The organism is Pseudomonas sp. LB3P14 (assembly GCF_054898045.1).
In genome coordinates, this window is sequence record NZ_CM142714.1 from 3,143,941 (window position 1) to 3,169,485 (window position 25,545).

Consider the following 25,545-nt stretch of genomic DNA (forward strand, 5'->3'; position numbering starts at 1 on the left):
GCCAATGGACGATAATGAAATCTTATTGGCCCATACGCAATATGTAGCTAAATACTACCAAGCGTATAGGGGTTCGCTGGATAAACTTATCGAACTCATTCGCTACTCAATCGGAGAGGCTGCGCCAGAGCCAGAACGCGTGCGCAACTTCCTGCAAAAAGAGTCAACCCAACGCACCCTTGAGCTGATGTACGAAACAGCGCTGTGGCGATCTTCCGACCGCACTAAGAGCTGGAGATTAGTGTGTCTTGCCACACAAACCGATCCCGAAGTGGCAAAGCGCTTATTGGCTAAACGCCCGCCGTCATCTGATTGTTGTTCCTTCTGTTGGGCGGATGAACGCGGTGTACTGGATGCCCTGATTCCTGAGTTAGACATCTACGGCAACCCGACCACGGTGCGCCTGCATCGCCAGTGCTCTCGCCCGTGGAAGTTGCACAGGGATTTGGTCGCCCGTGCCCAAACAGCCCCAGTAAGGGAGAGTTTACTGTGAAACTTCCACTTCCCACTTACCAGCACTTTACCGACATTTATGCTATTGCCGAGGCTTTGAACATGTTCGTAAACCAGATAGACACCGCCATTAAAAATCTTATCGCAGTACCGAACATGCAGTTCCACGGCAAAAACCACATGGTCCAGCTGATCATGCGCGAAGCGAAAATGTTTATGTCTGAGGAAAGCTTTAGGGACGTAGAAACTTATCTTGGTGAAAACCTCGGTGTACTTCTACGTGATTACGGGGGTGAAACATGAGTAACGACCTCGACTTATACAGCGGTGGGGGCTTAGCACCGTACAGCCCCTCTCAACCGTTGGCGCCGGCGCCCGACTTGGGTGATACCGAACTAAGCAACCGCGACGACTACCAGCAATATACCGGTGGCAGCCAAACGGTGTTTGGCCAAGCATTGCCAGCCGGTGTATCCCTCGCCCAGGCAATGCCAATTTATAAACAATTGGGCGATGTCTTTAGTCTTGATTTCATGAAGCTCGGATATACGATTACGCAAACGCAGAAATGTGTCAGTTGGTTTTTAAATGCAGTTAAAAGCCCCCCAGCGCAAGAACAGCGGCGTCATAATTACAACCTGTACGAACACACCAACGACCCTATTTTCCAGAGCTGGGCCAACTACGCGAGTGACCAAGGATTCTCTCAGAAACTGGTTTCCGATTGCTGCTGGTGGGTGACAGAAGCCACTAAACGTTTAAATTCACAACATCTTGGCACCGTGCGGGGTCAAGTGACAGCTCAGGGACGAGCACCTTCTAATGTAGAAGATCAGCTGACGGATCAACAATACGCTGTGCTGGTGAAACACAACGAAAACGTAAAAGCGCAAACCATGGGTCGGCTTGAACAGCGTTGGGGTTCTTGTTTTAAGGTCAATATCGAACTCGCCCAACAACATTTAAATAAAATGACCCCGGTGGAGATACAGCACTTCGACCGGTACACGGGGAGTTGGCCGTGGACTCATTTTTTGAACAGTTATGACGGACTGGTGGGACTCTTCGAAATGGCCATTGGTGTGAACTCGATGCCCACTAACGGCCCGGCCATTGCTCAAGAGATATTGCAGATCGAGGCTTTAATGCGTGAGCCTGCTACTCGGCGTGCCTACCTCAAGGACGACGCTCTCCAAGCCAGGTATCGGCAGTTGTTGTCACTCACTTTAGGGGGGCGATGACATGCACATTAAAAAATTGATTCGACTGGACGCCCAGCTAAAGAAGGAACGCGCCAGAAAGCTGAAATGGGAAAAACGCAACAAGCGAGGTAACTCAAAATGACAGCTAGACAAGTAGGCAGAGCTAGACCAAGTCCACGCGCCGACTGTTCGGTGGAAATCGCCAACGGTGCTTCGGACTCAGATCTTATTAATATTACCGGGCACACCCTAAGTTGTATCCAGACAAGTTCCGGCTGGACAACAGCAGTGATTGGCTTCAAGGCGTCTATCGACGGCAGTACCGGCACTATGTATTTAGTGCGTAACTCCAACGGTGACGCCCTCACTTACAACACGACAGCCAGTTCAATCGTAGCGTTCGATCCGGCGCCACTAGTCGGTCTTCAGAAGTTGCAGGTCTGTAGCATGACTACGGCTGGCGTTGCCGTTAACCAAGGCGCTCTTCGATCCTTGGTGCTGGGTTTATCACCAGCCTACATTATTTAGGAGGTTTATCATGGCTAACATCGATAGCGGTAATGCTCTTTTCCACGAAGGCCGTGAAGTCCGCGACAAACTGATTTTACTTGGCGGGCATGAACGCTTGGTGGCTAAACTCGAAGCCCTGTTAAGCCGTCAAGTTCTCCATGGTGGCGAGCAACTTCAACTTGAGCATCACATTCAGGAAGCCCGGTCATGTCTGCCAAACTGAAATTACTCCAAACAAAATTGGGGCTGGTGCCAAAAACTTATCCGCCCATGTCTCCCAACATGGAACGGATTGCGCGGCAACTTCCAGCGGAAAAGGCACCACCCCCTGAGGGGTATGGCTTGGGCGCCAGTATCGAAAGACTCATCGCCGACGAAGTCTCACGACGAGTCGGTGACGCGCTGGAAGAGCAGCGGCAGCTCGACCGGCAGTTCAATAAGCCAGCTCCAATCACCGACTACCGGGACTTGCCACCGGTGCCAAGAACGCAGCCACCGAAGGCCATGGACGTTACGTTTCAGCGTGACGAACTGCGGCGCATTGCCGTGGTGAACATGGGCGATGAGCAATGGCGTGTGCAGCGCGGCGCCCTCGGTGACATTGTGCGCATGGTGCTGATTGATCAGGCGCCTGTGCCACCGGCTATCACACCGCCTTATCTGCCAGCGGCCAGAAAATACCAGCCCGGTGAACCACGATGAGCACACTGACATTTGACGTTGACAAGGATTCCGTAGCCGAAGCCCGCTTGATCGTCGCGGCACTGACCGAGTGGCTGGCGGAAGAGAAAGACACCCCTGACCCGGCTGGGCGCCGGGTGCAGTTCTGTTATCGCCCCGATACCACGCTGGATTCGATCATCACCCTGCCCCCTGTGGGTGCCTGACATGACCGCACGAATCGGGGCGCCAAAAACTGGCGGTCGCAAGCGCGGCTCCATTGATCGCGAAGCGCGAAAGCTGCTGACCGATAAAATGTCGGCGGACCTGATGTTCGTTTATTCCAAACTCGGCGGGCGTGCTTGGCTTCTTGAGTTCGCAGAAAAAAATCCTGGTGAATTCATCCGCCAGGGACTTTCGCGGTTGTGGCCAGCGCCACAGAAAGACGATGAACCCGGTGAGCCCGGTGGCACCTATACCCAGATCAACTTTGACTCAAACCCCACCGAAGTCGCTCGCAGAGTGGCCTTCATTCTCGCTCGCGGCATGCACGACGATCCCTCCGTGGCCGTGCGTGACATCAGCGCCGAGGTTACGCCACAGCGGGCGCCGGATGCACCGCCTGAAGCGTACCTCAACCCACTTCGCTGGACGCCACCGACCGATTACCCGGACATGGTCGACCCCGGTGAAGATCCAGCGAAAGCCCTGTGGATCGAAGAAATCGCTTTGACCCCTGAACAGAGGCGCGACGCTGCCTTGGTCCGCGAGACAAAAGAAGTCACGCTGGCCAACTACCATGGCGGTCCCGGCGAGCAATCAGGCCCCGGTCCAGACCGACCAGCCGCAGGTAGGAAACCTACGATTTCGGAAATTCGTCGCCGCCAATTGCTGTGAAGAGGCCCGGACTAGCCGATAAACACGTCCATAAAACTCCAGCCTACCCCGATGGCAAAAATGAAAAGAGCGAGTACCAGCGTGAGGATTAGCGGCTCGATGCGCATGACGGTAGCTCCTGCTTCAATCTCTCAATCTCTGCGCAATCTCTATGCCAAAATTTAAGAACCTATAAGCCCCGCTGGTGTAGCCAATTTTATGGCCGAGTCCGATATAAGATTCGGGTAACACAGCCCGTTTATGGGGGCATTCCCCCGGCCTTGGCGGGAATAAAAAAACCCCTATCGTGGAGGGGTTCACGGAGGGGTCAAAGTACCCGAAAGGCGCAAGCCATCTGGGTGATTTTTATTATGGCTGGTAAAACAGAATCTGCGCCTATTCGTCGCGATGGCTTTCCATGTCGGCAATGATCTGTGCAGATACGTCGAACACGAGGTGGTGGTTGTCGAACAGATCGTCCTGATCCGATACGAGGTCGACGGCGATATGCCCGCAGTTGAACATCAGCAATAGCTGACCGCCGTCCGGCAGCGGGACGATACGAATAGCTTCGGCTTCACCTGTGGTAGAGATGATGGCTTTGGCGATAAGCAGGCGGGTGTGTGAATCAATCGAAAGGGTAGGCATGGCGGGACACTCCACTTAGCAAAGGCATTTATCGAGCGCCCCCTTGCAAATGGAAAATCCCGGCGCATGGTTCAGTGTAGCCCATGCACGGTGAACGGCTTGAGCGCATTGCTATAAACCGTAAATATGCTTGCTGGAACAGTAAACCTTTTCTTTTGCCTGATAGATTGTATTTTTGTTGTAGCTGGCTAAGGCATTCAGTTCATTTTCAACATACTTTACGGATACATTCTTTGGTTGCTTTTTAAAAAGCTCTATTGTTCTGTCGGATGCAGAAACGAAGCTCTGCTTATCTACATCGGTAAAAGTGTAGCCAATGAAGGCGTTGGAGCTTAAGTTAAATGTGTAAGCTAGGCGGCCTTCTTCTTGAATTGGCAAAGAAAAACCACGATCTGATAGAAGAGGCCTTTTGTCTGCATGCTCCCCGGTGTAATTGAAAACAAATGCACTGACGAAGTGTGATTCGTTTTCGTATAGAGACTTTATGACCGCTTCTAGCATGTTTGGTTCGTTTGGCTTTGGCCTCATTAGCAACATGAACAATATTTTAAGCCACTTCTTATATGTGTCATTCGTAATTCCTAGCTGGGAGCATAGGTATTCTTGGTGAGGTTTTCTGCCGGTTTCAATTCTTGCACATATACTGGCAAGATCAGGATCTAAAGGGTAGAGCTCGGCGAGACCGCTAACAGTATTTATGGCTTTTTCAATACAGTGCGGATTTCTAAAAAAATTTAAAAGCTTGCTTGCAAATAAATTCAGCAGCTCATCCTTTATGTTGCTGCTGCCCGCTTGCAACTTCGTGAGTAAAGAGCATGTATTAATCTCTATGCTGTGCTCATAATCATGGAATAGCGATTCGAAATTTGCTCGAATCTTTTTATCTACAACGTCGAAGCTAAACAAGTCCCCGAGCGAGAGGTTGCCTTCAATAAGAGCCCCCTTATCGCTCAAAAGAGCAACTCCGTATTCTTCTCGGTCGACAACATTGAATGAAAATATTCTCTGCTTTTTCTTTGGTGCGTCGGGGTTTAATGAGTTAAGCCTTTGTTCTACTTGCGGCACGTAGTGCTGGTTTTTTGTTTCGCCGTATATTTTCATGTCACTAATGCTCGTGGATAAGGCTTATAATGTTCAGGTTAAGAGGCGGGCTAAAGCCCGTCCCAGTGAGCGAAGCGAACGATTTCAGCGATTCGGCTCTCTAAAGCTTTGCTAGCAACCGTTCAATTTTTTTATTTAATGACTGAATATCTTTCAGCCAGTCATCTGGCTTATTAAGCTCGTTAGACTCTCGATATCTGTTAAAACCTTCCACAGCTAACCGATAGTTTTCAACTGCTTTGTCTGATTCGCCCAGTTTTTCACAGGCCGTGCCAATCTCTTTGTAGAAAAGAGGCGTCATTATTCGAATAAACTTTGCTTCTTTATCTAAGACTATAATCTTGCTGGCTACTTCAATAACTTGATCGTAGTCTTTAGCCCCCTTGTACTCCTTAAGGGCCTTACGAAGCTCTTGCCAACGGTCAAATATCTTTTGATTAAATGACGCAGACATTATTGATCCTTTCATGCTAACTACTCGTAGGCGACATGCCATGTCGCGTTTTTTGTCGCGATGGCATGGCCTACCCGACTGCGTTAAAAATTCAGGGTAGCAGGTAGGCGCGATTTGCCACTACACCGGTGGCTCTTAGACGAGGACGACCAGCCCTAGCAAAATCTGCGCCCCGACCAGCGGCAGTGTATCCCCGCCGTAACCCTTACCAGAAACGACAAAGGCTTGCAGAGATGCAGGCCTTTGTTTTGTATTGTTATTTCGCAAAGAATCAAGCTTCACATCAGTTGATGCTTAGTCCGCCACGGTTCGCGCGAGTGCCATCCGTTTGTTCATCAAGCATAGATCCAGATCAATGAACCCCGGGGGCACTCTGAAAACATGCGTTATGCCTTCGCCTATGGCGCCCGGGGGATGGGCACACGGTGTATCTGCCGATTCCGGATGCGGTGGATTTAGGTTTTGGGTTGTTGATGCGGGTGGGGCTTAGATCCACCCCTCACCCTAACCCTCTCCCCAGGGGGCGAGGGGACTGACCGAGGTGTTCTTTCAAGCTACATCGACCTGAATTATCGAGGCGAACTCAGGTTCTGACATCAACAGAGATCGGCTCCCTTTCCCCCTCTCCCCCGTGGGGAGAGGGCTGGGGTGAGGGGTGGCTTTCAAACACGACGCCTATCCCAGCGTGAACTCCTCGCGCAACATCCCCACAAACGCCTCCCGCGCAGGATGAACCCCGGCGTTTTCATGCCAGTAAAACAGGTTGTCGATCGCCGTCAGCTCAGGAAATTCAAACCCCGCGCAACCCGCCCCTTTGGCGTACTGATCAAACACGCCTTTTGGCACTAGCGCGACACCCGCCCCGGCACTGACGCAGCCGACAATCGCCCCGTAACTGGCCAGGCTGACGATCGGCAACGCCTGCCCCTGCCGCAGCAACCAATGTTCCAGCGCCGCCCGGTAGGGACAGCCCTGAGGCCACATGAACACTGTCTTGTCCTGCAAATCCGCGATGTCACGCACCGGCCCCATAGATGTCGAGGCAATCAGCAGCAGCTCCTCGCGGTACATCGGCGTGCGCTTGAGGTGTGAGCGCTCGACATCCACGGCGACGATCGCGCCGTCGAGCCGGTGATTAAGTGTGTCGTCGAGCAATTGGCTCCAGCTGCCGGTGGTGAGCTCCAGCGCAACCGAAGGGAAACGCTTGTGGAATTTGGCCAGCAGCCGCGGCAAACGACCGGTCGCCGACGACTCGATGGCGCCAATGCGCAACGGTCCGGACGGCTCGGCCGCAGGGTCCACCGCGCGTTTCGCTTCAACCGTCAGGGCGAGAATTTTCGAGGCATAAGCCAGAAAGGTTTGCCCCGCCGGGCTGATTCGCAGCCCTCGGCCCTCGCGTAGAAACAGCGCGACACCCAGCTCCGCTTCCAGGGACTTGATCCGTGCCGTGATGTTCGACGGTACGCAATGCAATCGTTCGGCCGCCCGGGCGATGCTGCCGACCTCGGCGACGGTCTTGAACATGCGAATCTGTGCCAGCTCCATACATCACCTAAAGTGAACAGTTGATGCAGTATAAGTCAGTTGTGGAGAACGGTCAGGCTTCTGATACTCGGTGTATCCGCTCACAGGTGCCCGACCATGAAGCCACTCACGCCCTCCCCCGACTCTCCCGTCAAAATCATCCTGACCATGGCATTTGTTGTCGGCTGCTGGGGTTACTCACCGACCGGCATTCACATCGGCCTGCAAACCTATGACCCCGGTCATCTGGCGCTGCTGCGGTTTCTGGTGGCGTCGGCGTTCATGGCCGTGGTCGCAGTGTTCCGGGGCATCCGCCTGCCGACCATTCGCGACCTGCCGCTGCTGTTCGCGCTGGGTTTCTTTGCGGTGAGCCTGCATCACGTGGCGATCAATTTCGGCCAACAAAGTGTCAGCGCCGGCGCGTCCAGTGTGTTGGCCCAATCGACGCCGTTGTTCAGCACACTGCTGGCGCGCTTTGTGTTCAAGGACCGGGTGAGCGTGTGGCGTTGGGGCTGTGTTCTTCTGGGATTGACCGGCGCGGTGATTGTGGTGGCCGGCGATCACGGACTGGGCAGCATCGACGCCCACGGCTTGTTGATTCTGCTGGCGGCAGTGTCCTGGAGTGTTTACTTCGCGTTGCACAAGCATCACGCCCGGCGTTACGACGGGCTGACGCTGGTGTGTTACACCGTCTGGGCCGGGACGGTGCTGCTGTTGATTTATCTACCCGGCCTGGCGAATCAGGTGGTCAGTGCACCGGTTCATGTACAACTGGCGGTGGTTGCGTTGGGCGTGTTCCCCAGCGCCCTCGCGTACCTGGCCTGGGCGTATGTGTTGGCTCACGTAGATCTGAGCCGGGCAACGATGACGCTGTACCTGATTCCACCGACCGCCATGGCGATTGCGTCTTTTGCGCTGGGCGAGCGGCCGACGTTGATGATCATTGTTGGCGCGCTGGTGGTGTTGGTCAGTGTGCTGGCCTTGAATCTAGAGCGGCGGGTGGTGGTTCCGGTTGCCAGTGTCTGATCGCTGATTTGTGGTGAGGCGTTCCGACGAAGAACGATGACTCGGTTGGCCTGCTTCACAAAAAACCCGGCGCACTGGCCGGGTTCTGTTTATCGCCTGTCATCGGAGAGCGGTGTTGGCTCATCTGCCGGAGGAACGTCCTCGGCCGCATCAGGATCCATCCAGTCTTCAGGTCGATCTGCATCAGCCTCAGCCGGGTCGCGCGAAGGGTCCATGCCGGGTGGCGCGTCGTGATCCATGGACGGCTCGTCGGTGCCGGGCATGGGTCTGGTAGGGTCGGTATTGGGCGTTCCACCCTGGAACATCGAATCGTTAGCCATGACGCACCTCACTGATGAGGTCCAGCAAATCTGGGCCGTACTCGTTGGAAGCAGGGCCGCGGATGAGGTGCTATCGAGTAGACAAACGGTTGTCAGCGATCTGCCGAAAACCGGTCGCGACTGTTGGTCAGGTGCAGCCACATGGCCGCCCGCGCCGCATCCGGATCCTGGCGTTTGATAGCGTTGAGAATCGCCTCGTGCTCAAGGTTGGCCAGTTGCCCGAGCTTGCTCAAGTCCACTGCGCCGCGCTCGGCGGCATTGACGCGGGTTCGCGGGATCATGGCGCTGCCCAGTTGCTGCATGATTTCGGTGAAGCACACGTTGCCGGTGGCTTCGGCGATCAGCAGATGGAAGCGCTTGTCGGCTTCGACGCAGCTGTCATTGTTGGCCAGCAGGCTCTGATAGTCGTCCAGCGCTTCGCGCATCTGCGCCAATTGATGATCCGTGCGACGGCTTGCAGCCAGTGCGGCGGCCTGGGTTTCCAGGCCCATGCGCAACTCCAGAATGCTGCGCACCCCCAGCGCGGTATCGACGTTCAACCGAAGCCCCTGCTCCGGCGCTCGTTCAATCACAAAGGTGCCAATACCGTGGCGGGTCTCCACCAACCCGGACGCCTGCAGCTTCGAGATCGCCTCGCGCACCACCGTGCGACTGACCCCATGCTCCTGAACAATCGTGTTCTCGGACGGCAGCTTGTCCCCGGGCAGCATTTGGCCGAGCAAGATGCTCTGGGTCAGTTTGGCGACCAGGTCATGGGCCAGGTTGTGGGTGCGCTTGCGGGCAGGCGCGTCGAGGTCTTCTTGCATGGCGATCATCCGAAAGCAGGGCTATCGGAATCGTAGCACTGGGCTCGACGGAAATCTCGGGAAAACGCCATCCACTTGTATGACAACACTCAACAACTACGGCATCAGAGGCCAGCAACAAGGCGCCCAACAACCGCAAAAAGAATAACAAACCTCTTATACAACGCCATTTTGTTGGATTAAGACGCTTGCAGGACCAAAAAATGTAGTTGTATGATGTCTATCAACATCGCAACATCCGGCCACACCCCGCATAACAATAATCAGTGGGAGAAAACGAAGTGAATACATCCATATCCGGGACGAACGATGGCGCCGATTCGGTCCTGAAGTCCGCCATCTCGAAAGTGAAACGCCATGTACTGCCGCTGTTCGTGATCATGTTCATCGTCAACTACATCGACCGCGTGAACATCGGCTTCGTCCGTGCCCACATGGAACATGACCTGGGGATCGGCGCTGCCGCCTACGGCCTCGGTGCCGGGCTGTTCTTCATTGGTTACGCGCTGTTTGAAGTGCCCTCCAACATCCTCCTGCAAAAAGTCGGCGCACGAATCTGGCTGACCCGCATCATGCTGACCTGGGGCCTGGTTGCCGCTTGCATGGCGTTCATCCAGAACGAAACCCACTTCTACATCCTGCGATTCCTGCTGGGCGTGGCCGAAGCCGGTTTCTTCCCCGGCGTGATTTATTACTTCACCCGCTGGTTGCCTGGCATTGAGCGTGGCAAAGCGATTGCGATCTTCTTGAGCGGTTCGGCCATTGCTTCGCTGATCTCCGGTCCGCTGTCCGGGCTGCTGCTGCAAATCAGCGGATTCGGCCTGCACGGCTGGCAATGGATGTACTTCATTGAAGGGATGTTCTCAGTCGGGCTGTGCGTGTTCGTCTGGTTCTGGCTGGACTCCAAACCCCACGACGCCAAATGGCTGAGCCGCGAAGAACAGGACGCTCTGGTCAAAGCCATCGACGACGAACAACTGGCCCGCGAAGCCGCGACGCCGATCAAACCGTCCTTAAGCACACTGCTCAAGGATCGCCAGATCATCCTGTTCTGCCTGATCTACTTCTTCATCCAATTGACCATCTACGCCGCGACCTTCTGGCTGCCAAGCATCATCAAAAAGATGGGCGACCTGAGCGACATACAGGTCGGGCTGTTCAACTCGATTCCGTGGCTGCTGTCGATCGTCGGCATGTACGCCTTCGCTTCGCTGTCGGCCAAATGGAAGCATCAACAAGCCTGGGTCGCCGCTGCCCTGCTGATCGCGGCGGCCGGAATGTTCATGTCCACCACCGGCGGGCCGATCTTCGCCTTCGTTGCGATCTGCTTTGCTGCGTTGGGTTTCAAATCGGCGTCGTCGCTGTTCTGGCCGATTCCCCAGGCCTATCTGGATGCACGGATCGCTGCGGGTGTGATCGCGCTGATCAACTCGGTGGGCAATCTCGGCGGCTTCGTTGCACCGACCACATTCGGTCTGCTGGAAGAACGCACCGGCTCGATTCAGGGCGGGCTATACGGCCTGGCCGCGACCTCAATCATTGCCGCGATCATCGTTTTCGCCGCACGCAACAAACCGAAACCTGCACCTGCTGCTCTGGGCAAACCAGCGCCCAAGCACGCCTGAATATCTGTGTTGAAGGACATGAAAATGAACGCACAAGAAACCGCAAAAGCCCCGATCATCACCAGCATGCAGATTGTTCCGGTGGCCGGCCACGATGGCATGCTGCTCAACCTGAGCGGCGCTCACGGGCCGTTTTTCACCCGCAACATCGTGATCCTCAAGGACAACGCCGGTCACACTGGCGTCGGTGAAGTACCGGGCGGCGAGCGCATTCGCCAGACCCTCGAAGACGCTCGTTCGCTGGTGGTCGGCAGTCCGATTGGCACTTATCAAAAGATCCTCAATCAGGTGCGCCAGACTTTCGCTGATCGCGACGCCGGCGGTCGCGGGCTACAGACGTTCGATTTGCGCATCACTATCCACGCCGTCACTGGCCTTGAAGCTGCGCTGCTTGATCTCTTGGGTCAGCACCTGGACGTGCCGGTGGCCGCCCTGCTCGGCGAAGGCCAGCAGCGCGACGAAGTGAAGATGCTGGGATATCTGTTTTATGTCGGCGATCGCAACGAAACCGATCTGGCCTATCGCAGCGAACCGGATGCCGACAACGACTGGTTCCGCGTGCGTCACGAAAAAGCCATGACCGCCGACGCCGTGGTCCGCCTGGCCGAAGCCGCCCACGCCCGTTACGGGTTCAAGGACTTCAAACTCAAGGGTGGCGTGCTCAGTGGCGATGAAGAAATCGAAGCCGTCACCGCCCTGGCCGAACGCTTCCCCGACGCGCGCATTACCCTTGATCCGAACGGCGCGTGGTCACTCAAAGAAGCCATTCGTCTGTGCCGGGATCAGCATCATGTGCTGGCTTACGCCGAAGACCCGTGCGGCGCGGAAAACGGTTATTCCGGACGTGAAGTCATGGCTGAATTCCGTCGCGCTACGGGCTTGAAAACCGCCACCAACATGATCGCCACCGACTGGCGGGAAATGGGCCACGCGATCCAGTTGCAATCGGTGGACATTCCGCTGGCCGACCCGCACTTCTGGACGATGCAGGGTTCGGTCCGCGTGGCGCAGATGTGCCATGAATGGGGCCTGACCTGGGGCTCGCATTCCAACAATCACTTCGATATTTCCCTGGCCATGTTCACCCACGTCGCGGCGGCCGCACCGGGTGAAATCACTGCCATCGACACCCATTGGATCTGGCAGGACGGTCAGCGCCTGACCAAAGCGCCGCTGCAAATCGTCGGCGGCTGCGTGCAGGTGCCGAAGAAACCCGGGTTGGGCGTTGAACTGGACATGGATCAACTGGCCAAGGCCCACGAACTGTACAAAGGCATGGGATTGGGCGCGCGGGATGACAGCGTGGCGATGCAGTTTCTGATTCCGGGATGGAAATTCGATAACAAGCGACCGTGTCTGGTGCGCTAATCAGCAGGAACACCATAATCCTGTGGGAGCGAGCTTGCTCGCGATGAGGCCATAACATTCAACATCATCACTGACTGTTACACCGCCATCGCGAGCAAGCTCGCTCCCACAGGAATCGCAGTCTCTAATTCGTCTGGGCCGCTTGCAGCAACCAGCCCCGGAACGCCGCCATCGCCGACGTTTCAGGGCGGGACTGCAAACGGGTCAGCCAGTAACTGCCGGTGGTGATCCCGATGGCGAACGGTTGCTCGATTGCACCTGCCGCCAGTTGCCGGGCGAACATCAACGGCGGCGCCAGCGCAACCCCCGCCCCTTGCAGCGCCGCTTCCATCATCGCCAGCGACGAGTCGAAGACGATGCTACGGGGCGGTGCTGTGTGGGTCGATAGGCCGGTGGCCTGGAACCATTCGGGCCACTCGTCCGTGCGATAGGAACGCAACAGCGTTTGCTGCAACAGATCTGTCGGTGTTTTCAGTTGCCGGGCAATCTCGGGCACACACAACACCGATAACGGCGCCTCGATCAACCGCACCGCTTCAATGCCATGCCACGCCCCCGCGCCAAAACGAATGGCGTAATCCAGCCCTTCAGCCGCCACATCCACTCGATTATTGTTGGTCGACAGGCGCAAATCTATGAACGGATGTTTCGACTGGAAGTCGGTCAACCGTGGCAACAACCAGCCCACCGCGAACGTCCCCACCGCGCCGACCGTCAATACCTCGCGAAAATGTCCGCCCTCGAATCGCTCAAGGGTTTGCGCGATACGGTCGAAAGACTCGCGCAGCACCGGCAGCAGTGTTTCGCCTTCACTGGTCAGCATCAGCCCGCGGGGCAAGCGCTTGAACAAGGTCACGCCCAGTTGAGACTCAAGGCTCTTGACCTGGTGGCTCACCGCCGCCTGAGTGACACACAACTCCACCGCCGCCCGGGTGAAACTCAAATGCCGGGCAGAGGCCTCGAAGGCGCGCAATGCATTGAGCGGTAATTGAGGCCGGATCATATCCACTCCAAAATTTTTCTAATGGCTCGTCCGAAATATGCTCGGTTGTCGAAACTCGCCAGACTGCATAGATTTTGCTCGCCCGTCAGCGGCCAGGTTTGCAAAGCCGCTCGGAGTGTAGCGGTTAACACCCTTGAAACTCATGGAAAGTGAATCAATCATGCCTAACAAGCTCATGTCTTACAGCGCTTTCGCACTTTTCCTCAGCGCCGGTCATTGCGTGGCGGATGACCGCATCGAAGCCATTGTAAAGGCCGCCATCGAACCGGTGATGCAACAACAGCAGATCCCCGGTGTCGCGGTCGCCATCACCGTCAACGGCCAATCGCATTACTTTAACTACGGCGTGGCCTCGAAGGAAAACGGCAAAGCCGTCACCGAAGACACCCTGTTCGAGATCGGTTCGGTGAGCAAAACCTTCACCGCTACCCTCGCCGCCTACGCTCAGGCCACCGGCAAACTGTCCCTGTCCGACAAAGCCAGCAGCGTTCTGCCGGAACTGCGTGGCAGCGCGTTCGATAACATCAGCGTGCTGCAACTGGGCACCTACAGCGCTGGCGGACTGCCACTGCAATTCCCCGACGATGCCGATGCACCGGACAAGATGCTCGGCTATTTCAAGCAATGGAAACCGACCTATGCCGCCGGCACCCATCGGCAGTATTCGAACCCGAGCCTGGGGTTGTTCGGTTATCTGGCGGCCAAAAGCATGGGCCAGCCGTTTGATGAGGTGATGGAAAAGTCCCTGTTGCCGAAACTCGGACTGAAGCACACCTATCTCAAGGTGCCGCAGGCTCAAATGGGGCTTTACGCTCAGGGTTACAACAAGGATGACAAGCCTGTGCGGGTTGGGCCGGGGGCACTGGATTCGGAGGCTTATGGCGTGAAAACCAGCGCCGCGGACCTGATTCGTTATGTTGAAGCGAACATGAAACCGGCCAGCCTTGAAGATCCGGTGCAGCGGGCAATTGCCACGACCCATATCGGTTACTACAAGGTGGGCGAGATGACTCAGGGGTTGGGTTGGGAGTTCTACAACTACCCGGCCACCCTCGATACATTGCTGGCGGGTAACTCGACGCAGATGGCGATGGAGGCGCACGAAGTTCAGTGGCTGACCCCGCCGCAGCCTCAACCAGAAAACGTATTGATCAACAAAACCGGTTCAACAAGCGGCTTCGGTGCTTACGTGGCGTACGTGCCGTCGAAAGACATCGGCATCGTGATCCTGGCCAACAAAAACTACCCGAACCCTGAGCGGATCAAGATTGCTCATACGATATTGGGCGCACTACTCAAATAGATCGTTCTCTGGAGACACTCACTTACCTGTCGAGCGGGGGTCAATGTCAGTAATAAAAATGGGCGCCCCCTTTGAGGTCGCCCATTGTCGTTACTGCGTCAGCTCAATGCCGAGTCGGCGGCTGAGTGTCAGGCGCATCCCTTCTCGGATCAAGATTTTCCCGTGCCTGATTCACCAACAACTCGGCGACCGCCGCCAATTGCAGAATCGACTGCAGCACATGGCGGTTCGAGCCTTCCAGTTTTCCGGCAAAATTCGCAATCAGGACATTCAGGGTGGCAAGGGTTTCGCAGGCCTGATTCAGCAGGGCTAGTGTGTCGACACCAGGAGCAACAGTGAAAATCTGCTGGGTCGTGGCGGTACGCCTGGGGCTTCGAGCGACTGCACCTTTTGCGGTTTCACACCGCTTTGCGGGATCGAGATGATCGGCGTCGGTTAGGGTTTGCGGTTGATTCTTGCTGAACTTTTTCACAGACGAGGCTCCTTTTTGTGCCATTGGTGTTTTTCGTCCCTGGATCCCTGAGTGTCGCGGACTCCCACGTCCGACCGCGATTTTGCGGTGGCTGACGAAGGCTAGCGGTGCGCTCTGACAGAAACCAGTTCATAAAGTCCGACAGGACTTGAAGGAAATTTCCGAGACCAATAGAAGCCAATACATCTCACCCCGGAACACCCGGTTTTTTAGCAGCTGCCAGGCAAAAAAATGGGCGACCTCTTGAGGTCGCCCATTTTTCATTGTTGTTCAATCATCCGGCATTTCAGGGGGCTTGGTGGGTTTGGCCGGTTTGCCCGGTTTTGCGCCTTTGGCACCCTTGGCGGCCGGTTCGGCTACAACGGGCGTCGCGACCGTCGGCGCTGCTGCTTCTTTCTCGGTCACTGGCAACGCGTCGATGGTCTCGAAAATTTTCTTCAAATTGACCGATTTTGATTCATCCCCCGAACTCTCGAACTTCTTTTCGCCGTCCTTGCCCACCAGGATGACTTTGGGTAACGCCCCCGCACCGAGTTTCAGCGAGCGGATCAGTGCCATGGTGTCCTGTTGCCCGAGATCCTTGCCGTCGAGCTGACCGAACATGTTCAGCACGGTGTACACCCTGATATTGCGTTGGGCGACTCCCTCCTTGTTGGCTGGATCGTCCAGCGACTTTTTCAGGCCAACCCACACCGGATCAACCGTGCTGGAAGCAATAACAATCAGTGGTCGCGCCCTGCCCTTGTCTATATCCAGCGGTGAGCCGTCATCGGCAGCGAACAAGGGGCCGGCGAAAGCCAGCAGGGTAGTCAGGGTCAATGACCTGATGAGCATGCGCATCTCCTTTTGATATCCACGCTCTAATGATTGCGCATCGCGGCGTTCGTTCCGGGTGACGCACCGCAATTGTGTTCCGCCTTGCCCCAAGCTTAGGTCAGGGCGGTCATTGCGCAACAGGCTGAGCTAATCTCATAGCTCAACAACAAAGCCCTGATCCGCCGTGAGGACCTCTGCATGAGCGCTCAGCTGAACCACACCATTGTCTGGTGCCGCGACAAGCAGACATCAGCAAACTACCTGGCAGAAATCCTCGGCCTGCCCAGCCCCGAACCCTTCGGCCCGATGCTGATCGTCAAGTTCGACAACGGCGTGTCACTGGACTTCTACGACAATGACCCGCCGATTGCCTCCCAGCACTACGCGTTTTTGATCGGTGACGACGATTTCGATGCGGCCTTCGCCCGCCTGCAAGCACGAAAGCAACCCTGGTGGGCCGACCCCGGCAAGCAACGACCGAACCAGATCAACGATTACGGCGGTGGCCGGCGGGTTTATTTCGATGACCCGGACGGGCATCTGCTGGAGATTCTGACCCGGCCCTAGGCCGCGTCAGCCACCAACGCCGGAATGGGCGGTGAAAAACGGAATGCGTTTTTCCAGCACTTGATGCTTGTTCGACTAAAAGGCCAGTTTGTAACCGATCAGCACCAGCATCGTGGCCAGGCAAGGACGCAATACTTCATCGGAGATACGGCCAGTCAGGTGGCTGCCCAGGTAAATCCCCGGCAGCGAACCGACCAGCAAGTAACCCAGCACGTGCCAATCCATGTTGCCCATGCTCGCATGGCCGAGGCCTGCAACCAGGGTCAGCGGTACGGCGTGCGCTATTTCCGTGCCCACCAGGCGGCGGGTCGGCAGCAGCGGATAGAGAATGAACAACGCGACGGTGCCCAGGGCGCCAGCGCCGATGGAGGTCAGGGCAACCATGGTGCCGAGGACCAGGCCGGTGATCACGGTCAGTACATTCAAACGTTTGCCGCTGGGGTTGTAATTGCCACCCGCACGCTTGTGGGCGAAATCGAGCAGGCGTTTCTTGAAGAAAATCGCCAGCGCCGTGGCAAACAGTATAAAGCCCAACGCCTGTTTGATAACAGCGTTCATCGCCTCGGGTGATGTCTGCAAGGTGCTCAGGAACCACAGCGTCAGCGCCACCGCCGGCACACTGCCGAGGGTCAACCAACCGGTAATTGCCCAGTCGATGTTCTTGTTCTTTCTATGAGCCAGCACGCCACTGGACTTGGTAATCGCCGCGTACAGCAAATCCGTGCCCACTGCGGTGGCCGGATTGACACCGAACCACAACAGAATGGGGGTCATCAACGAACCGCCACCCACGCCAGTCATCCCGACAATAAAGCCGACCACCAGACCTGCTACGACTAAACCGAAATTACCGAATTCCATTAACACGCCCACAAAAAACGCATGAAAAATCTGGCCCGCAGCATAGCGATTTTTCTTATAACCACTTATATCGATGCGATCTATCTTTATGCACTTCCTCGCTTACTGCACCGGCAAGAAATTCAAAAACAGCAAACTCTGCGCGTAATTCAAACCGATCCGGCGGTAGCGTTCATCCAGCAACTGCGTCAGCAGGTCCAACCGCGCGACGATCTTGCCGAACTCCACAGCAAAACTCAGGTTGCTGCCCTCCTCCGAAATTTCGTTGGAGAACAGCAAAGGCCCGCCGTTCTTGTTTTGCCGCTGACTGAGTATCCAGGTGGCTTTCTCGATGTTGCGGGCAGCGTTGCTGACGAACGTCGGGTTGATCGCATCCGTCATGTAGAACTCGAGTCGATTACCGTGGGCGGTGACGAGCATGCTGCCGATGGCATAGATGAAAGCACCAACCCGGTCGCCGAGAAATTCCGGGCTCATGGCGTAACTCAGCGCTGCCAGGTCTTTTTTGCCACCCAGGGTCGGCAGCGGCTGTTGCTGTTCGATGGCCATGCGCACTTGATTGCCAGCGGTGCGGGCATCGAGGAAGCCGGATTTTTTCAGCTCGTCCGGGTTGCGCAGGTAGAGCTTGCTCATCAGCAGATAGAGGCTGTCGAGGTTGTCACGCATCGCCAGGGTCGCCATGCGGTCGACGCTGGTCTGGAGGAATTCCTGGGGTTTGCCTTCGCGGAACTGGCTGACGATGTCGCTGCCCTGCTGCTGACTGCACCCGGAGGCTGCGAGCATCGACAAGCAAGCCAACAGTAGGTAATGGCGGCGGATTGGCGTGGTGATAAGGGGTAAAACTCGAGCCATGGGTTCTTGAACTTGGGCATTTGCCGGCGGTGGGGATCGCCGCAGGCTGGCCAAGGATAGAGCCGTGAATCCTGAAAAAGTGCAGTGCCGACGGTCCGTAAGCGGCGCGGACCGAGTCATACGCAGCCTCGCAGGCTCGGCAGCTGCTACACGTCGATGGAACCACCGGGGTATTCTGCTGCCAACTGGAGAGTATTCATCGACTCAAAATAAGGAGATTTGAATGCGGACCCTCGAACTGGCCGGCGTCAATGTACCGGTCATTGGCCAGGGCACCTGGCGCATGGGCGAAGATCCTTCACGACACACCCAAGAAGTGGCTGCATTGCGCCTGGGCATCGAATTGGGCATGACCCTCATCGACACCGCTGAAATGTACGGCGAGGGCGGTGCTGAGGAAGTGGTCGGTGAAGCCATCGCCGGCAGGCGTGACGAAGTCTTTCTTGTCAGCAAGGTTTATCCGCACAACGCCAGCCGCAAAGGCATCCCCCAAGCGTGCGAACGCAGTCTGCAGCGGCTGGATACCGATTACATCGATCTCTACCTGCTGCACTGGCGCGGCCAGTATCCCCTCGAAGAAACGGTCGAGGCCTTCGAACGCTTGCGCGAAGAAGGCAAGATTGGTCGCTGGGGCGTCTCCAATTTCGACGTCGACGACCTGGAAGAACTGGCCTCACCGGCCTGTGCCACCAATCAGGTGCTCTACAACCTGGAAGAGCGCGGTATCGAGTTTGATCTGCTGCCCTGGAGCCAGCAGCATCATCTACCGCTCATGGCCTACTGTCCGATTGGTCAGGGTGGGCCTATGCTGAACCATACAACGCTCAATCGTATAGCCGCCCGTCACGACGTGACGCCTGCCCAGGTAGCGCTGGCATGGATGCTGCGTAAGGAAGGCTTGATCGCCATCCCCAAAGCGGTCCGACCCGAGCACGTGCAACTCAACGCGCAAGCCGCGCAATTGCAATTGGAGGCTGGGGATCTGGAGGCGCTGGACAAGGCATTTCGCGCGCCACAACGCAAACAGCGGTTGGCCATGGTCTGAGCCATCGCAGTCTGTCAGAGGGCTTCGGCATGAGAAGCACTGATCAGGACGATTCCTTTAATCTGCAACGCTTTATCCAGGCACAGGACCCGGTGTTCAAACGGGTACTGGCCGAGCTGAACGCCGGCCACAAGCGCAGTCACTGGATGTGGTTCGTCTTTCCGCAATTCGCAGGGTTGGGCGGCAGCGAGATGTCCCGCCACTTTGCCATTCGCTCCAAAGAGGAAGCCGCGGCTTACCTCAATCATCCGCTGCTGGGTTCACGATTGCGCACCTGCACTCAGTTGGTGCTGAACATCGAAAAAAGCTCGATTGCCGGCATCTTCGGCCACCCCGACGATCTCAAGTTTCACTCTTCCATGACGCTGTTCGCCCAGGTTGCCGGCGCTAACAGCGACTTTCATCAAGCACTGGACCAGTATTTCCACGGCATCCTGGATGACTGGACGTTGTTGCTGCTGGATTCAAAACAGGCCCAGTTGCCCCCCAATCAAGGTTGAAAAGTCGTCGTCCACGAAGGGCAGAATCGCGTCCGCCACCGGTTGCAGTTGGCGGGTGACGTAGTGGTCGTAGTCGATGGGCGCGCTGCGGATTTCCAGCGGTTCGGGCCCGGCGACGGTGATCACGTAACTGATCCAGCCACCGTTCTGATATTGCCGCGGGCGGCCCTGCTGGTCGTTGTAATCATCGGCAATTCGCGCGGCTCGCACGTGGGGCGGCACGTTGCGCTGATAGTCATCGAGGGTGCGGCGCAAGCGCTTGCGGTAGATCAGGCGGTCGTCGAACTCCCCCGCCAACGTCTTGCGCACGTAGTCGCGCACATAATCCTGATAGGGTTTGCGATTGAAAATGCGCAGGTACAGTTCCTGCTGGAATTGCCGGGCCAGCGGCGACCAGTCGGTGCGCACGGTTTCCAGGCCTTTGTAGACCATTTCGTCGGTGCCATCGGCGCGGGTCACAAGCCCCGCATAGCGCTTCTTGCTGCCCTCCTCGGCACCGCGAATGGTCGGCATCAGAAAGCGTTTGTAGTGGGTTTCGAACTGCAATTCCAGCGCACTGTCCAGACCGTATTCCTGCTGCACATGCTCGCGCCACCACTGGTTGACGTGATCCACCAGCGCGCGGCCAATCTGTGCGGCTTCTTGCTGACCGTGCGCGCGGCGCAGCCAGACGAAGGTCGAGTCGGTGTCGCCGTAAATCACCGTGTGGCCCTGGGCTTCGATCAGCTGTCGAGTACGCAGCATGATCTCGTGGCCGCGCAGCGTGATGGACGACGCCAGGCGTGTATCGAAGAAACGGCAGCCGCTGGAACCGAGCACGCCGTAAAAGGCGTTCATGATGATCTTCAGGGCCTGGGACAGCGGCGCGTTGTGTTCGCGCTTGGCGGTTTCGCGACCTTCGGCGACCCGGGAGACGATGGCGGGCAGGCAATGCCGGGTTCTCGAAAACCGCGCACCGCGAAAACCCAGCACCGACTCGCTGTCATCGGGATGTTTAAGCCCCTCGATCAAGCCCACCGGGTCGATGAGGAAGGTACGGATGATCGAGGGATAGAGGCTTTTGTAGTCGAGCACCAACACCGACTCGTACAGGCCCGGTTGCGAGTCCATGACAAAACCGCCGGGGCTGGCTTGCGGTGGCCGTCCGCCGAGGTTCGGCGCAACGAAGCCCTGGCGGTGCATCAGCGGCATGTAAAGGTGAGTGAACGCCGCCACCGAGCCGCCGCTGCGATCCGCCGGCAACCCGGTGACGCTGGCCCGTTCCAGCAGGAAGGTCAGCAACTCGGTCTTGGCGAAAATCCGTGTCACCAGCTCGCAATCCTTGAGGTTGTACTTGGCCAGGGCCGGTTTGTCCTCGGCGAACATGCGGTTGATTTCGTCCATGCGCTGGTACGGATTGTTGATCGACTTGCCTTCACCGAGCAGGGTTTGCGCGACGTTTTCCAGGCTGAACGAGGGGAAACTCCAGGTCGCCGAGCGCAGGGACTCGATGCCGTCGATGATCAGCCGGCCGGCGGCCGAGGCGAAGTAATGGTTGCGGCTACCGTGTTCGCGCCACTGCATCTCTTCGCCGCCACGCCCCAGTTTCAGCGGCACCGCCAGGCGCCGGGCGTGTTCGTGGAGCACACGCAAATCGAACTGCACGACGTTCCAGCCAATGATCGCGTCGGGATCATGGCGGGCGAACCACTCATTGAGTTTTTTCAGCAACAGGGTTCGGGAGTCGCAGTATTCGAGTTGGAAATCCACCTCGCTGTCATCACCGTTGGGCGGGCCGAGCATGTAGACCTGGCGCTCGCCACAGCCTTCCAGGGCGATGGAGTACAACTCGCCCTGAGCGGTGGTTTCGATGTCCAGGGAGACCAGCCTGAGGCTCGGTCGGTAATCGGGGTCGGGTTTCATCTGCGCATAGAGCAGCAGGCCCTCGGCGTTCGGCGCGCCACTGAACCGGACCGGCGCGGTGATGAAACGCTCCATCATGTAGCGTTCCGGCGGACGCACGTCGGCTTCGAACATGTCGACGCCGGCCTTGCGCAGTGCGGTTTCCAGGCGCATCAGCTGACCGTGCTGCTGGCAATACAGACCGAGCACCGGGCGGTGCTCGAAATCCAGCAACGCCAACGGCCGCAGCTCGACGTTCTTTTCGCCGCGCAGCAGCACTTCGGCCTGCTCCCGTTGTACTGCGGGGATAAACGCCACCGACGGTTGATGAGGCAGGCGGATCCGCTGGGGACCGGCATCGGTCGCCAGCCAGAACTCGACTTCCGTGCCGGCCGGGGTATCGCGCCAATGCCGGGTCAGGACGAAGCCCTGCTGTAAATCCACCACTGCAACCTCACATTTGATTCAGGTCGCAATTCTACGCGTCATCGCGGGCGATAGCCCTCTCTGCGAGGTGGATGAAATCCGTGTGGGAGCGAGCCGGCTCCCACAGGGTTGAGTCAGTCCATGGATCAATGAATAATTTGAAAAGTTTCAGGTTTACCGAAGAAAAACCGCCGAATGACGTTTTTTGCGCGCTATCTGCCGCTTTCTCCCTTGCCCTCAGCGCCTGCGTCTACGATCCTTCAAGAACAACGACAACACCTGAGAAACCGCCATGAAAACCGTCGCCCAACTGCTGAAGTTAAAGGCTGAACAGAATCATGAAGTCCACACCATTGCGCCGCATCAAATGGTGCTGGAAGCGCTAATGGTCATGGCCGCGAAAAACGTCGGCGCATTGCCGGTCGTGAAGAATGGCGAGGTCGTCGGCATCATCAGCGAGCGTGACTATGCGCGCAAACTCGTGCTCAAGGGCCGCTCCTCCGTCGGTACGCCGGTCGAAGACATCATGGTGTCGCCGGTCATCACCGTGGACACCCATCAAACCGTCGAAACCTGCATGGGCATCATGTCCGACAAACGCCTGCGCCACTTGCCGGTGGTGGAAAACGGCACATTGATCGGCTTGCTGTCCATTGGTGACCTGGTCAAGGAAGCTATTGCCGAACAGGCTGAACTGATTCGTCAGTTGGAACAGTACATCCGCGGCGAATGATCATTTCGGCCAATGCCGCGCGAAGACCGGTGCCAATGTCGGGTGCCGGTCGATGCGTTCCAGCCATGCGAAAAACCCGGGCCTTGCACTGCGTAAATGCTCCCGACTGCCCGCCCACCTGGAAACCACCGCCGCCAGCACATCCAGCGCCCCCGGCGTTTCATCGCCCAGGTACAAATCGCCCGAAAACTGATCGGCAAACACCTCCCAACTCCAGTGCAGTCGCGCGCGGGTGCCGACCATGAGGTTTTGCCTGGACAGTTCATCCGCCTCGGCCAACCAGCGCTCGGGGTAATCAATGATGCCAATCGCCGAATAGCAATGGCTGACGATGTACACCAGGCCGCGAATGGCCTGATCCCGCGCGGCGGTGTTTTTCGGCAACAGGTTTGATTTGGGAAACGTGAGCCCCAGATGAATCAGGATCGCCGCGCTCTCGGTGAGAACGCTGCCGTCAGGCAATTGCAGTGTCGGAATCTGCTTGAGCGGATTGAGCTTCTCCAGCGCGTGGGCCGCCTCGGGAGAGGATTCAACGTCGATGAAGCGGTAAGCAATCTCGCAGAGCTCCAGTGCCGCTTCTATCGCGGCAGCGCCGGAATTCTGGTGTCCGTATAGCTGGTACATATCGCGCGCTCCTGACGAAACGAACAGAGTCAGTAGACGAGTGGGCACGGGGCACATTCCCGTCATCGGCCAGTCTAGCCGGTGAACAAGGGCGCGGCTGAGCCATGCTCGCGTGGGGTGCGTCGTCCTTCCTATCATTGCGGTCGATGTTCATCATCACGTCAATGAAGTTCTCATAAAAAATGCTTGGCGTAACATCCGCTCCATACCCAACAAATACACCCCGGAGCACACCCTCATGAAACGCCAAATCCTCCTCAGCATCGCTTTCTCGGTTTTTGCAGTTAACGCTTTCGCCGCTACCTCTGCTCACCCGGTTGTCGCTGAAGGCGGCTCGGATCGTCTGATTGAAAGTCGTGTGGCTGAAGGTGGTTCGGATCATCTGATCGAGAATCGCGTTGCTGAAGGTGGCTCCGATCGTCTGATCGAAAACCGCGTTGCTGAAGGTGGCTCCGATCGTCTGATCGAAAACCGCGTCGCTGAAGGTGGCTCCGATCGTCTGATCGAGAATCGCGTCGCTGAAGGTGGCTCCGATCGTCTGATCGAAAGCCGCGCAGCATAAATGAATGGTTTTACCGTGGTACTCAATGAAAAACCCGGCCTCATCAGCCGGGTTTTTTTACGCCTGTTTTTTGTTGTCGGTCACTTGCCCGCACGTGCCATGCATCGCTGGTAGCGTTCATCGACCCGTTTGGCGAACCACGCCGTGGTGAGTTTGCGGGTGATTTTCGGGCTTTGCAGCACGATCCCGGGCAACACCGCACGCGGTAATGGCCGACCTTCTGCCTGCTCGGCCAGGGCGAAAACCCGCGCATAGAGCTGGGTGTCCTCGAACTCGAGGTTTTTGCCCTCCTCCAATTGGTCCCGAATGGTCGGATTGCGCATGTCCAGTTGCTTGCCGAGGGTGCGCACCGCCAATTCCGTGGTGCCAGGCATGATCGAATCGTAGCGGACCAGGTCCCCATCCAGCGCCAGCGGTATGCCCGAAGCGCGACTCACCGCGTTCTGAAACGCGGCATTGCGACTGGCGTACCAACCGGCATTGAAATCGGCGAAGCGATACAGCGGTTGTTTGTAGCTCACCGGATAACCGAGCAAGTGGGCGATACCGAAATACAGGCCGCCGCGACGACTGAACACTTCATGCCGGATCGAACCGTCCACCGGATACGGATACGCCTTCGCCTGTTGCTCGGCGAAATCGATACTGACCTGCATCGGCCCACCGGTGTGCACCGGGTTAAAGCCACCAAACAGCGTCCGGCCCATCGGCACCAAGCCGATGAAATCATCGAAGATCGCGCTGAGCTCTTTTTCGCTGCGCGCCGCATTGAGTCGGTCGCTGTAGCTTTTTCCGTTGGATGAACTCACCTGCAGCGCACCGCTCACCAGCAGGCCGGGGATATGGACTTTGTCGGCACGGCGGTCGATCTCCTCGCGGGCGATCTTGCCCAGGCCCGGCACGGGTGGGTCAACCTGAAAGGTCGACTCCTGCTCGGTGACCGCCAGTACCGAGCACACGTTTTGGGTGGACGGATAAATGTTTTGAACAGCAAATGCTGCGTAAATATCGGTGGCCCAGCCTTGGCGATCAGTGGCTTTGGCCGGCAGCAGGCGCACGATCTCGGCCTTGACCTCCGCGGGCTTGCGCGCAGGAAGTTCCTGCGTTCGCTGAGTGCCGCAACCGGCGAGAACCAGCAGCGCGGCGACGCTCATCATCAATCGATTGGCTTGCATGTTGCTCCATCAAATCCGTTGAGCCGGGTTAACCATACGATCAATGGCATGGCGCAGGCTATGACTGTGCCTGCCGCGCCCTGTTCCGTTTGGCAGTCTGCCTAACCTCCCGCTTGGGCTGAACCATACTTGAGCCACACGCCGAGGAGGAC

30 protein-coding genes are annotated in these 25,545 nt (G+C 57.1%); 16 read left to right on the forward strand and 14 right to left on the reverse strand.

The annotated features are described in order from the left end of the window. The first annotated feature begins 4 nt into the window (after window positions 1–4). The 7 genes from ACYZT5_RS14665 to ACYZT5_RS14695 all read left to right on the forward strand — a co-directional run bounded on the left by ACYZT5_RS14665 (window position 5) and on the right by ACYZT5_RS14695 (window position 3,722). Window positions 5–493: a hypothetical protein gene (locus ACYZT5_RS14665; protein ID WP_462051723.1), complete on the forward strand. Its 489-nt coding sequence runs from the start codon at window positions 5–7 to the stop codon at window positions 491–493. Further along, a complete protein-coding gene (locus ACYZT5_RS14670; RefSeq protein WP_462051724.1) occupies window positions 490–756 on the forward strand; it encodes a hypothetical protein in 267 nt (88 codons plus the stop codon). The genes ACYZT5_RS14665 and ACYZT5_RS14670 overlap by 4 nt, the downstream gene beginning before the upstream one ends. Then, complete coding sequence (locus tag ACYZT5_RS14675; RefSeq protein ID WP_462051725.1) at window positions 753–1,694, forward strand: hypothetical protein; 942 nt, start codon at window positions 753–755, stop codon at window positions 1,692–1,694. The genes ACYZT5_RS14670 and ACYZT5_RS14675 overlap by 4 nt, the downstream gene beginning before the upstream one ends. A gap of 499 nt (window positions 1,695–2,193) precedes the next feature. Next, window positions 2,194–2,388 carry a hypothetical protein gene (locus ACYZT5_RS14680; protein ID WP_462051726.1) on the forward strand — a complete coding sequence of 65 codons (195 nt, stop codon included), beginning with the start codon at window positions 2,194–2,196 and terminating at the stop codon, window positions 2,386–2,388. Next, the gene (locus tag ACYZT5_RS14685) at window positions 2,373–2,867 is read left to right on the forward strand and encodes a hypothetical protein (RefSeq protein ID WP_462051727.1); all 495 of its coding nucleotides are present in this window, start codon (window positions 2,373–2,375) and stop codon (window positions 2,865–2,867) included. The genes ACYZT5_RS14680 and ACYZT5_RS14685 overlap by 16 nt, the downstream gene beginning before the upstream one ends. Next, window positions 2,864–3,052 carry a hypothetical protein gene (locus ACYZT5_RS14690; protein WP_462051728.1) on the forward strand — a complete coding sequence of 63 codons (189 nt, stop codon included), beginning with the start codon at window positions 2,864–2,866 and terminating at the stop codon, window positions 3,050–3,052. The genes ACYZT5_RS14685 and ACYZT5_RS14690 overlap by 4 nt, the downstream gene beginning before the upstream one ends. Window position 3,053: 1 nt before the next feature. Continuing rightward, entirely contained in the window at window positions 3,054–3,722 is a 669-nt protein-coding gene (locus ACYZT5_RS14695) for a hypothetical protein (RefSeq protein ID WP_462051729.1), read from the forward strand. 375 nt (window positions 3,723–4,097) lie between these two features. Here the strand turns inward: ACYZT5_RS14695 and ACYZT5_RS14700 are convergent, their stop codons facing one another. The 4 genes from ACYZT5_RS14700 to ACYZT5_RS14715 form a co-directional block, all read right to left on the reverse strand. Next, the gene (locus ACYZT5_RS14700) at window positions 4,098–4,349 is read right to left on the reverse strand and encodes a hypothetical protein (RefSeq protein WP_462051730.1); all 252 of its coding nucleotides are present in this window, start codon (window positions 4,347–4,349) and stop codon (window positions 4,098–4,100) included. A 111-nt stretch (window positions 4,350–4,460) separates the two neighbouring features. Continuing rightward, window positions 4,461–5,450 (reverse strand): hypothetical protein, encoded by a 990-nt coding sequence (locus tag ACYZT5_RS14705; protein ID WP_462051731.1) that lies wholly within the window; start codon window positions 5,448–5,450, stop codon window positions 4,461–4,463. Between the two features lie 100 nt (window positions 5,451–5,550). Further along, window positions 5,551–5,904, reverse strand: coding sequence for a hypothetical protein (locus ACYZT5_RS14710; RefSeq protein ID WP_462051732.1), 354 nt, complete (start codon window positions 5,902–5,904; stop codon window positions 5,551–5,553). A gap of 675 nt (window positions 5,905–6,579) precedes the next feature. Beyond that, window positions 6,580–7,449 (reverse strand): LysR family transcriptional regulator, encoded by an 870-nt coding sequence (locus tag ACYZT5_RS14715; protein WP_462051733.1) that lies wholly within the window; start codon window positions 7,447–7,449, stop codon window positions 6,580–6,582. Between the two features lie 96 nt (window positions 7,450–7,545). On the opposite strand from ACYZT5_RS14715, the gene ACYZT5_RS14720 reads away from it, so the two are divergent. Then, window positions 7,546–8,454, forward strand: a complete 909-nt coding sequence (locus ACYZT5_RS14720; protein WP_462051734.1) for a DMT family transporter — start codon at window positions 7,546–7,548, stop codon at window positions 8,452–8,454. A gap of 89 nt (window positions 8,455–8,543) precedes the next feature. On the opposite strand, the gene ACYZT5_RS14725 is transcribed toward ACYZT5_RS14720, so the two are convergent. After that, a complete protein-coding gene (locus ACYZT5_RS14725; RefSeq protein ID WP_462051735.1) occupies window positions 8,544–8,774 on the reverse strand; it encodes a hypothetical protein in 231 nt (76 codons plus the stop codon). 92 nt (window positions 8,775–8,866) lie between these two features. Further along, window positions 8,867–9,580 carry a FadR/GntR family transcriptional regulator gene (locus tag ACYZT5_RS14730; protein WP_462051736.1) on the reverse strand — a complete coding sequence of 238 codons (714 nt, stop codon included), beginning with the start codon at window positions 9,578–9,580 and terminating at the stop codon, window positions 8,867–8,869. Window positions 9,581–9,861: 281 nt separating this feature from the next. Here ACYZT5_RS14730 and ACYZT5_RS14735 point away from each other — a divergent pair, with 281 nt between their 5' ends. Together ACYZT5_RS14735 and gudD are read left to right on the forward strand one after the other, a co-directional pair. Then, window positions 9,862–11,205 (forward strand): MFS transporter, encoded by a 1,344-nt coding sequence (locus tag ACYZT5_RS14735; RefSeq protein WP_462051737.1) that lies wholly within the window; start codon window positions 9,862–9,864, stop codon window positions 11,203–11,205. A gap of 24 nt (window positions 11,206–11,229) precedes the next feature. Continuing rightward, window positions 11,230–12,573 carry a glucarate dehydratase gene (gudD, locus tag ACYZT5_RS14740; protein ID WP_462051738.1) on the forward strand — a complete coding sequence of 448 codons (1,344 nt, stop codon included), beginning with the start codon at window positions 11,230–11,232 and terminating at the stop codon, window positions 12,571–12,573. Between the two features lie 124 nt (window positions 12,574–12,697). Here the strand turns inward: gudD and ACYZT5_RS14745 are convergent, their stop codons facing one another. Continuing rightward, window positions 12,698–13,576: a LysR family transcriptional regulator gene (locus tag ACYZT5_RS14745; protein WP_462051739.1), complete on the reverse strand. Its 879-nt coding sequence runs from the start codon at window positions 13,574–13,576 to the stop codon at window positions 12,698–12,700. Between the two features lie 175 nt (window positions 13,577–13,751). On the opposite strand from ACYZT5_RS14745, the gene ampC reads away from it, so the two are divergent. Continuing rightward, window positions 13,752–14,879 (forward strand): class C beta-lactamase, encoded by a 1,128-nt coding sequence (gene ampC, locus ACYZT5_RS14750; RefSeq protein WP_462052252.1) that lies wholly within the window; start codon window positions 13,752–13,754, stop codon window positions 14,877–14,879. A gap of 103 nt (window positions 14,880–14,982) precedes the next feature. On the opposite strand, the gene ACYZT5_RS14755 is transcribed toward ampC, so the two are convergent. Both ACYZT5_RS14755 and ACYZT5_RS14760 read right to left on the reverse strand, forming a co-directional pair. Next, on the reverse strand, window positions 14,983–15,351 hold the full coding sequence (locus ACYZT5_RS14755) for a DUF6124 family protein (RefSeq protein ID WP_462051740.1): 369 nt from the start codon (window positions 15,349–15,351) through the stop codon (window positions 14,983–14,985). Window positions 15,352–15,621: 270 nt separating this feature from the next. Then, window positions 15,622–16,185 carry a DUF4174 domain-containing protein gene (locus ACYZT5_RS14760; RefSeq protein WP_462051741.1) on the reverse strand — a complete coding sequence of 188 codons (564 nt, stop codon included), beginning with the start codon at window positions 16,183–16,185 and terminating at the stop codon, window positions 15,622–15,624. A 180-nt stretch (window positions 16,186–16,365) separates the two neighbouring features. Between ACYZT5_RS14760 and ACYZT5_RS14765 the strand changes: the two genes are divergently transcribed. Continuing rightward, on the forward strand, window positions 16,366–16,734 hold the full coding sequence (locus tag ACYZT5_RS14765) for a VOC family protein (protein WP_462051742.1): 369 nt from the start codon (window positions 16,366–16,368) through the stop codon (window positions 16,732–16,734). A gap of 75 nt (window positions 16,735–16,809) precedes the next feature. Here ACYZT5_RS14765 and ACYZT5_RS14770 read toward each other — a convergent pair whose 3' ends face one another. Together ACYZT5_RS14770 and ACYZT5_RS14775 are read right to left on the reverse strand one after the other, a co-directional pair. Further along, entirely contained in the window at window positions 16,810–17,595 is a 786-nt protein-coding gene (locus tag ACYZT5_RS14770) for a sulfite exporter TauE/SafE family protein (RefSeq protein ID WP_462051743.1), read from the reverse strand. 102 nt (window positions 17,596–17,697) lie between these two features. Next, window positions 17,698–18,447, reverse strand: a complete 750-nt coding sequence (locus ACYZT5_RS14775) for a hypothetical protein (RefSeq protein ID WP_462051744.1) — start codon at window positions 18,445–18,447, stop codon at window positions 17,698–17,700. 223 nt (window positions 18,448–18,670) lie between these two features. On the opposite strand from ACYZT5_RS14775, the gene ACYZT5_RS14780 reads away from it, so the two are divergent. Both ACYZT5_RS14780 and ACYZT5_RS14785 read left to right on the forward strand, forming a co-directional pair. Next, window positions 18,671–19,492: an aldo/keto reductase gene (locus ACYZT5_RS14780; RefSeq protein WP_462051745.1), complete on the forward strand. Its 822-nt coding sequence runs from the start codon at window positions 18,671–18,673 to the stop codon at window positions 19,490–19,492. Window positions 19,493–19,521: 29 nt separating this feature from the next. Further along, entirely contained in the window at window positions 19,522–19,992 is a 471-nt protein-coding gene (locus ACYZT5_RS14785; RefSeq protein ID WP_462051746.1) for a DUF1810 domain-containing protein, read from the forward strand. Here ACYZT5_RS14785 and ACYZT5_RS14790 read toward each other — a convergent pair. Beyond that, on the reverse strand, window positions 19,957–22,317 hold the full coding sequence (locus ACYZT5_RS14790; RefSeq protein ID WP_462051747.1) for a DNA polymerase II: 2,361 nt from the start codon (window positions 22,315–22,317) through the stop codon (window positions 19,957–19,959). The two genes, ACYZT5_RS14785 and ACYZT5_RS14790, sit on opposite strands and share 36 nt — an antisense overlap. A 274-nt stretch (window positions 22,318–22,591) precedes the next feature. Between ACYZT5_RS14790 and ACYZT5_RS14795 the strand changes: the two genes are divergently transcribed. Continuing rightward, window positions 22,592–23,032: a CBS domain-containing protein gene (locus tag ACYZT5_RS14795; protein WP_033057363.1), complete on the forward strand. Its 441-nt coding sequence runs from the start codon at window positions 22,592–22,594 to the stop codon at window positions 23,030–23,032. Here ACYZT5_RS14795 and ACYZT5_RS14800 read toward each other — a convergent pair whose 3' ends face one another. Continuing rightward, window positions 23,033–23,656: a glutathione S-transferase N-terminal domain-containing protein gene (locus ACYZT5_RS14800; RefSeq protein ID WP_462051748.1), complete on the reverse strand. Its 624-nt coding sequence runs from the start codon at window positions 23,654–23,656 to the stop codon at window positions 23,033–23,035. It lies immediately after the preceding gene. Between the two features lie 238 nt (window positions 23,657–23,894). On the opposite strand from ACYZT5_RS14800, the gene ACYZT5_RS14805 reads away from it, so the two are divergent. After that, window positions 23,895–24,218, forward strand: a complete 324-nt coding sequence (locus tag ACYZT5_RS14805; protein WP_462051749.1) for a hypothetical protein — start codon at window positions 23,895–23,897, stop codon at window positions 24,216–24,218. Between the two features lie 80 nt (window positions 24,219–24,298). On the opposite strand, the gene ACYZT5_RS14810 is transcribed toward ACYZT5_RS14805, so the two are convergent. After that, window positions 24,299–25,393 (reverse strand): DUF1615 domain-containing protein, encoded by a 1,095-nt coding sequence (locus tag ACYZT5_RS14810; protein ID WP_462051750.1) that lies wholly within the window; start codon window positions 25,391–25,393, stop codon window positions 24,299–24,301. Window positions 25,394–25,545: the final 152 nt, after the last annotated feature.

Excerpts from the sequence above, each read along its gene's own strand:
- ACYZT5_RS14665 (WP_462051723.1), top strand. The coding sequence starts at position 5 with ATGGACGATAATGAAATCTTATTGGCCCATACGCAATATGTAGCTAAA.
- ACYZT5_RS14675 (WP_462051725.1), top strand. The coding sequence starts at position 753 with ATGAGTAACGACCTCGACTTATACAGCGGTGGGGGCTTAGCACCGTAC.
- ACYZT5_RS14680 (WP_462051726.1), top strand. The coding sequence starts at position 2,194 with ATGGCTAACATCGATAGCGGTAATGCTCTTTTCCACGAAGGCCGTGAA.
- ACYZT5_RS14685 (WP_462051727.1), top strand. The coding sequence starts at position 2,373 with ATGTCTGCCAAACTGAAATTACTCCAAACAAAATTGGGGCTGGTGCCA.
- ACYZT5_RS14690 (WP_462051728.1), top strand. The coding sequence starts at position 2,864 with ATGAGCACACTGACATTTGACGTTGACAAGGATTCCGTAGCCGAAGCC.
- ACYZT5_RS14695 (WP_462051729.1), top strand. The coding sequence starts at position 3,054 with ATGACCGCACGAATCGGGGCGCCAAAAACTGGCGGTCGCAAGCGCGGC.
- ACYZT5_RS14700 (WP_462051730.1), bottom strand. The coding sequence starts at position 4,349 with ATGCCTACCCTTTCGATTGATTCACACACCCGCCTGCTTATCGCCAAA.
- ACYZT5_RS14705 (WP_462051731.1), bottom strand. The coding sequence starts at position 5,450 with ATGAAAATATACGGCGAAACAAAAAACCAGCACTACGTGCCGCAAGTA.
- ACYZT5_RS14710 (WP_462051732.1), bottom strand. The coding sequence starts at position 5,904 with ATGTCTGCGTCATTTAATCAAAAGATATTTGACCGTTGGCAAGAGCTT.
- ACYZT5_RS14715 (WP_462051733.1), bottom strand. The coding sequence starts at position 7,449 with ATGGAGCTGGCACAGATTCGCATGTTCAAGACCGTCGCCGAGGTCGGC.
- ACYZT5_RS14720 (WP_462051734.1), top strand. The coding sequence starts at position 7,546 with ATGAAGCCACTCACGCCCTCCCCCGACTCTCCCGTCAAAATCATCCTG.
- ACYZT5_RS14725 (WP_462051735.1), bottom strand. The coding sequence starts at position 8,774 with ATGGCTAACGATTCGATGTTCCAGGGTGGAACGCCCAATACCGACCCT.
- ACYZT5_RS14730 (WP_462051736.1), bottom strand. The coding sequence starts at position 9,580 with ATGCAAGAAGACCTCGACGCGCCTGCCCGCAAGCGCACCCACAACCTG.
- gudD (WP_462051738.1), top strand. The coding sequence starts at position 11,230 with ATGAACGCACAAGAAACCGCAAAAGCCCCGATCATCACCAGCATGCAG.
- ACYZT5_RS14745 (WP_462051739.1), bottom strand. The coding sequence starts at position 13,576 with ATGATCCGGCCTCAATTACCGCTCAATGCATTGCGCGCCTTCGAGGCC.
- ampC (WP_462052252.1), top strand. The coding sequence starts at position 13,752 with ATGTCTTACAGCGCTTTCGCACTTTTCCTCAGCGCCGGTCATTGCGTG.
- ACYZT5_RS14760 (WP_462051741.1), bottom strand. The coding sequence starts at position 16,185 with ATGCTCATCAGGTCATTGACCCTGACTACCCTGCTGGCTTTCGCCGGC.
- ACYZT5_RS14765 (WP_462051742.1), top strand. The coding sequence starts at position 16,366 with ATGAGCGCTCAGCTGAACCACACCATTGTCTGGTGCCGCGACAAGCAG.
- ACYZT5_RS14770 (WP_462051743.1), bottom strand. The coding sequence starts at position 17,595 with ATGGAATTCGGTAATTTCGGTTTAGTCGTAGCAGGTCTGGTGGTCGGC.
- ACYZT5_RS14775 (WP_462051744.1), bottom strand. The coding sequence starts at position 18,447 with ATGGCTCGAGTTTTACCCCTTATCACCACGCCAATCCGCCGCCATTAC.
- ACYZT5_RS14780 (WP_462051745.1), top strand. The coding sequence starts at position 18,671 with ATGCGGACCCTCGAACTGGCCGGCGTCAATGTACCGGTCATTGGCCAG.
- ACYZT5_RS14785 (WP_462051746.1), top strand. The coding sequence starts at position 19,522 with ATGAGAAGCACTGATCAGGACGATTCCTTTAATCTGCAACGCTTTATC.
- ACYZT5_RS14795 (WP_033057363.1), top strand. The coding sequence starts at position 22,592 with ATGAAAACCGTCGCCCAACTGCTGAAGTTAAAGGCTGAACAGAATCAT.
- ACYZT5_RS14800 (WP_462051748.1), bottom strand. The coding sequence starts at position 23,656 with ATGTACCAGCTATACGGACACCAGAATTCCGGCGCTGCCGCGATAGAA.
- ACYZT5_RS14805 (WP_462051749.1), top strand. The coding sequence starts at position 23,895 with ATGAAACGCCAAATCCTCCTCAGCATCGCTTTCTCGGTTTTTGCAGTT.
- ACYZT5_RS14810 (WP_462051750.1), bottom strand. The coding sequence starts at position 25,393 with ATGCAAGCCAATCGATTGATGATGAGCGTCGCCGCGCTGCTGGTTCTC.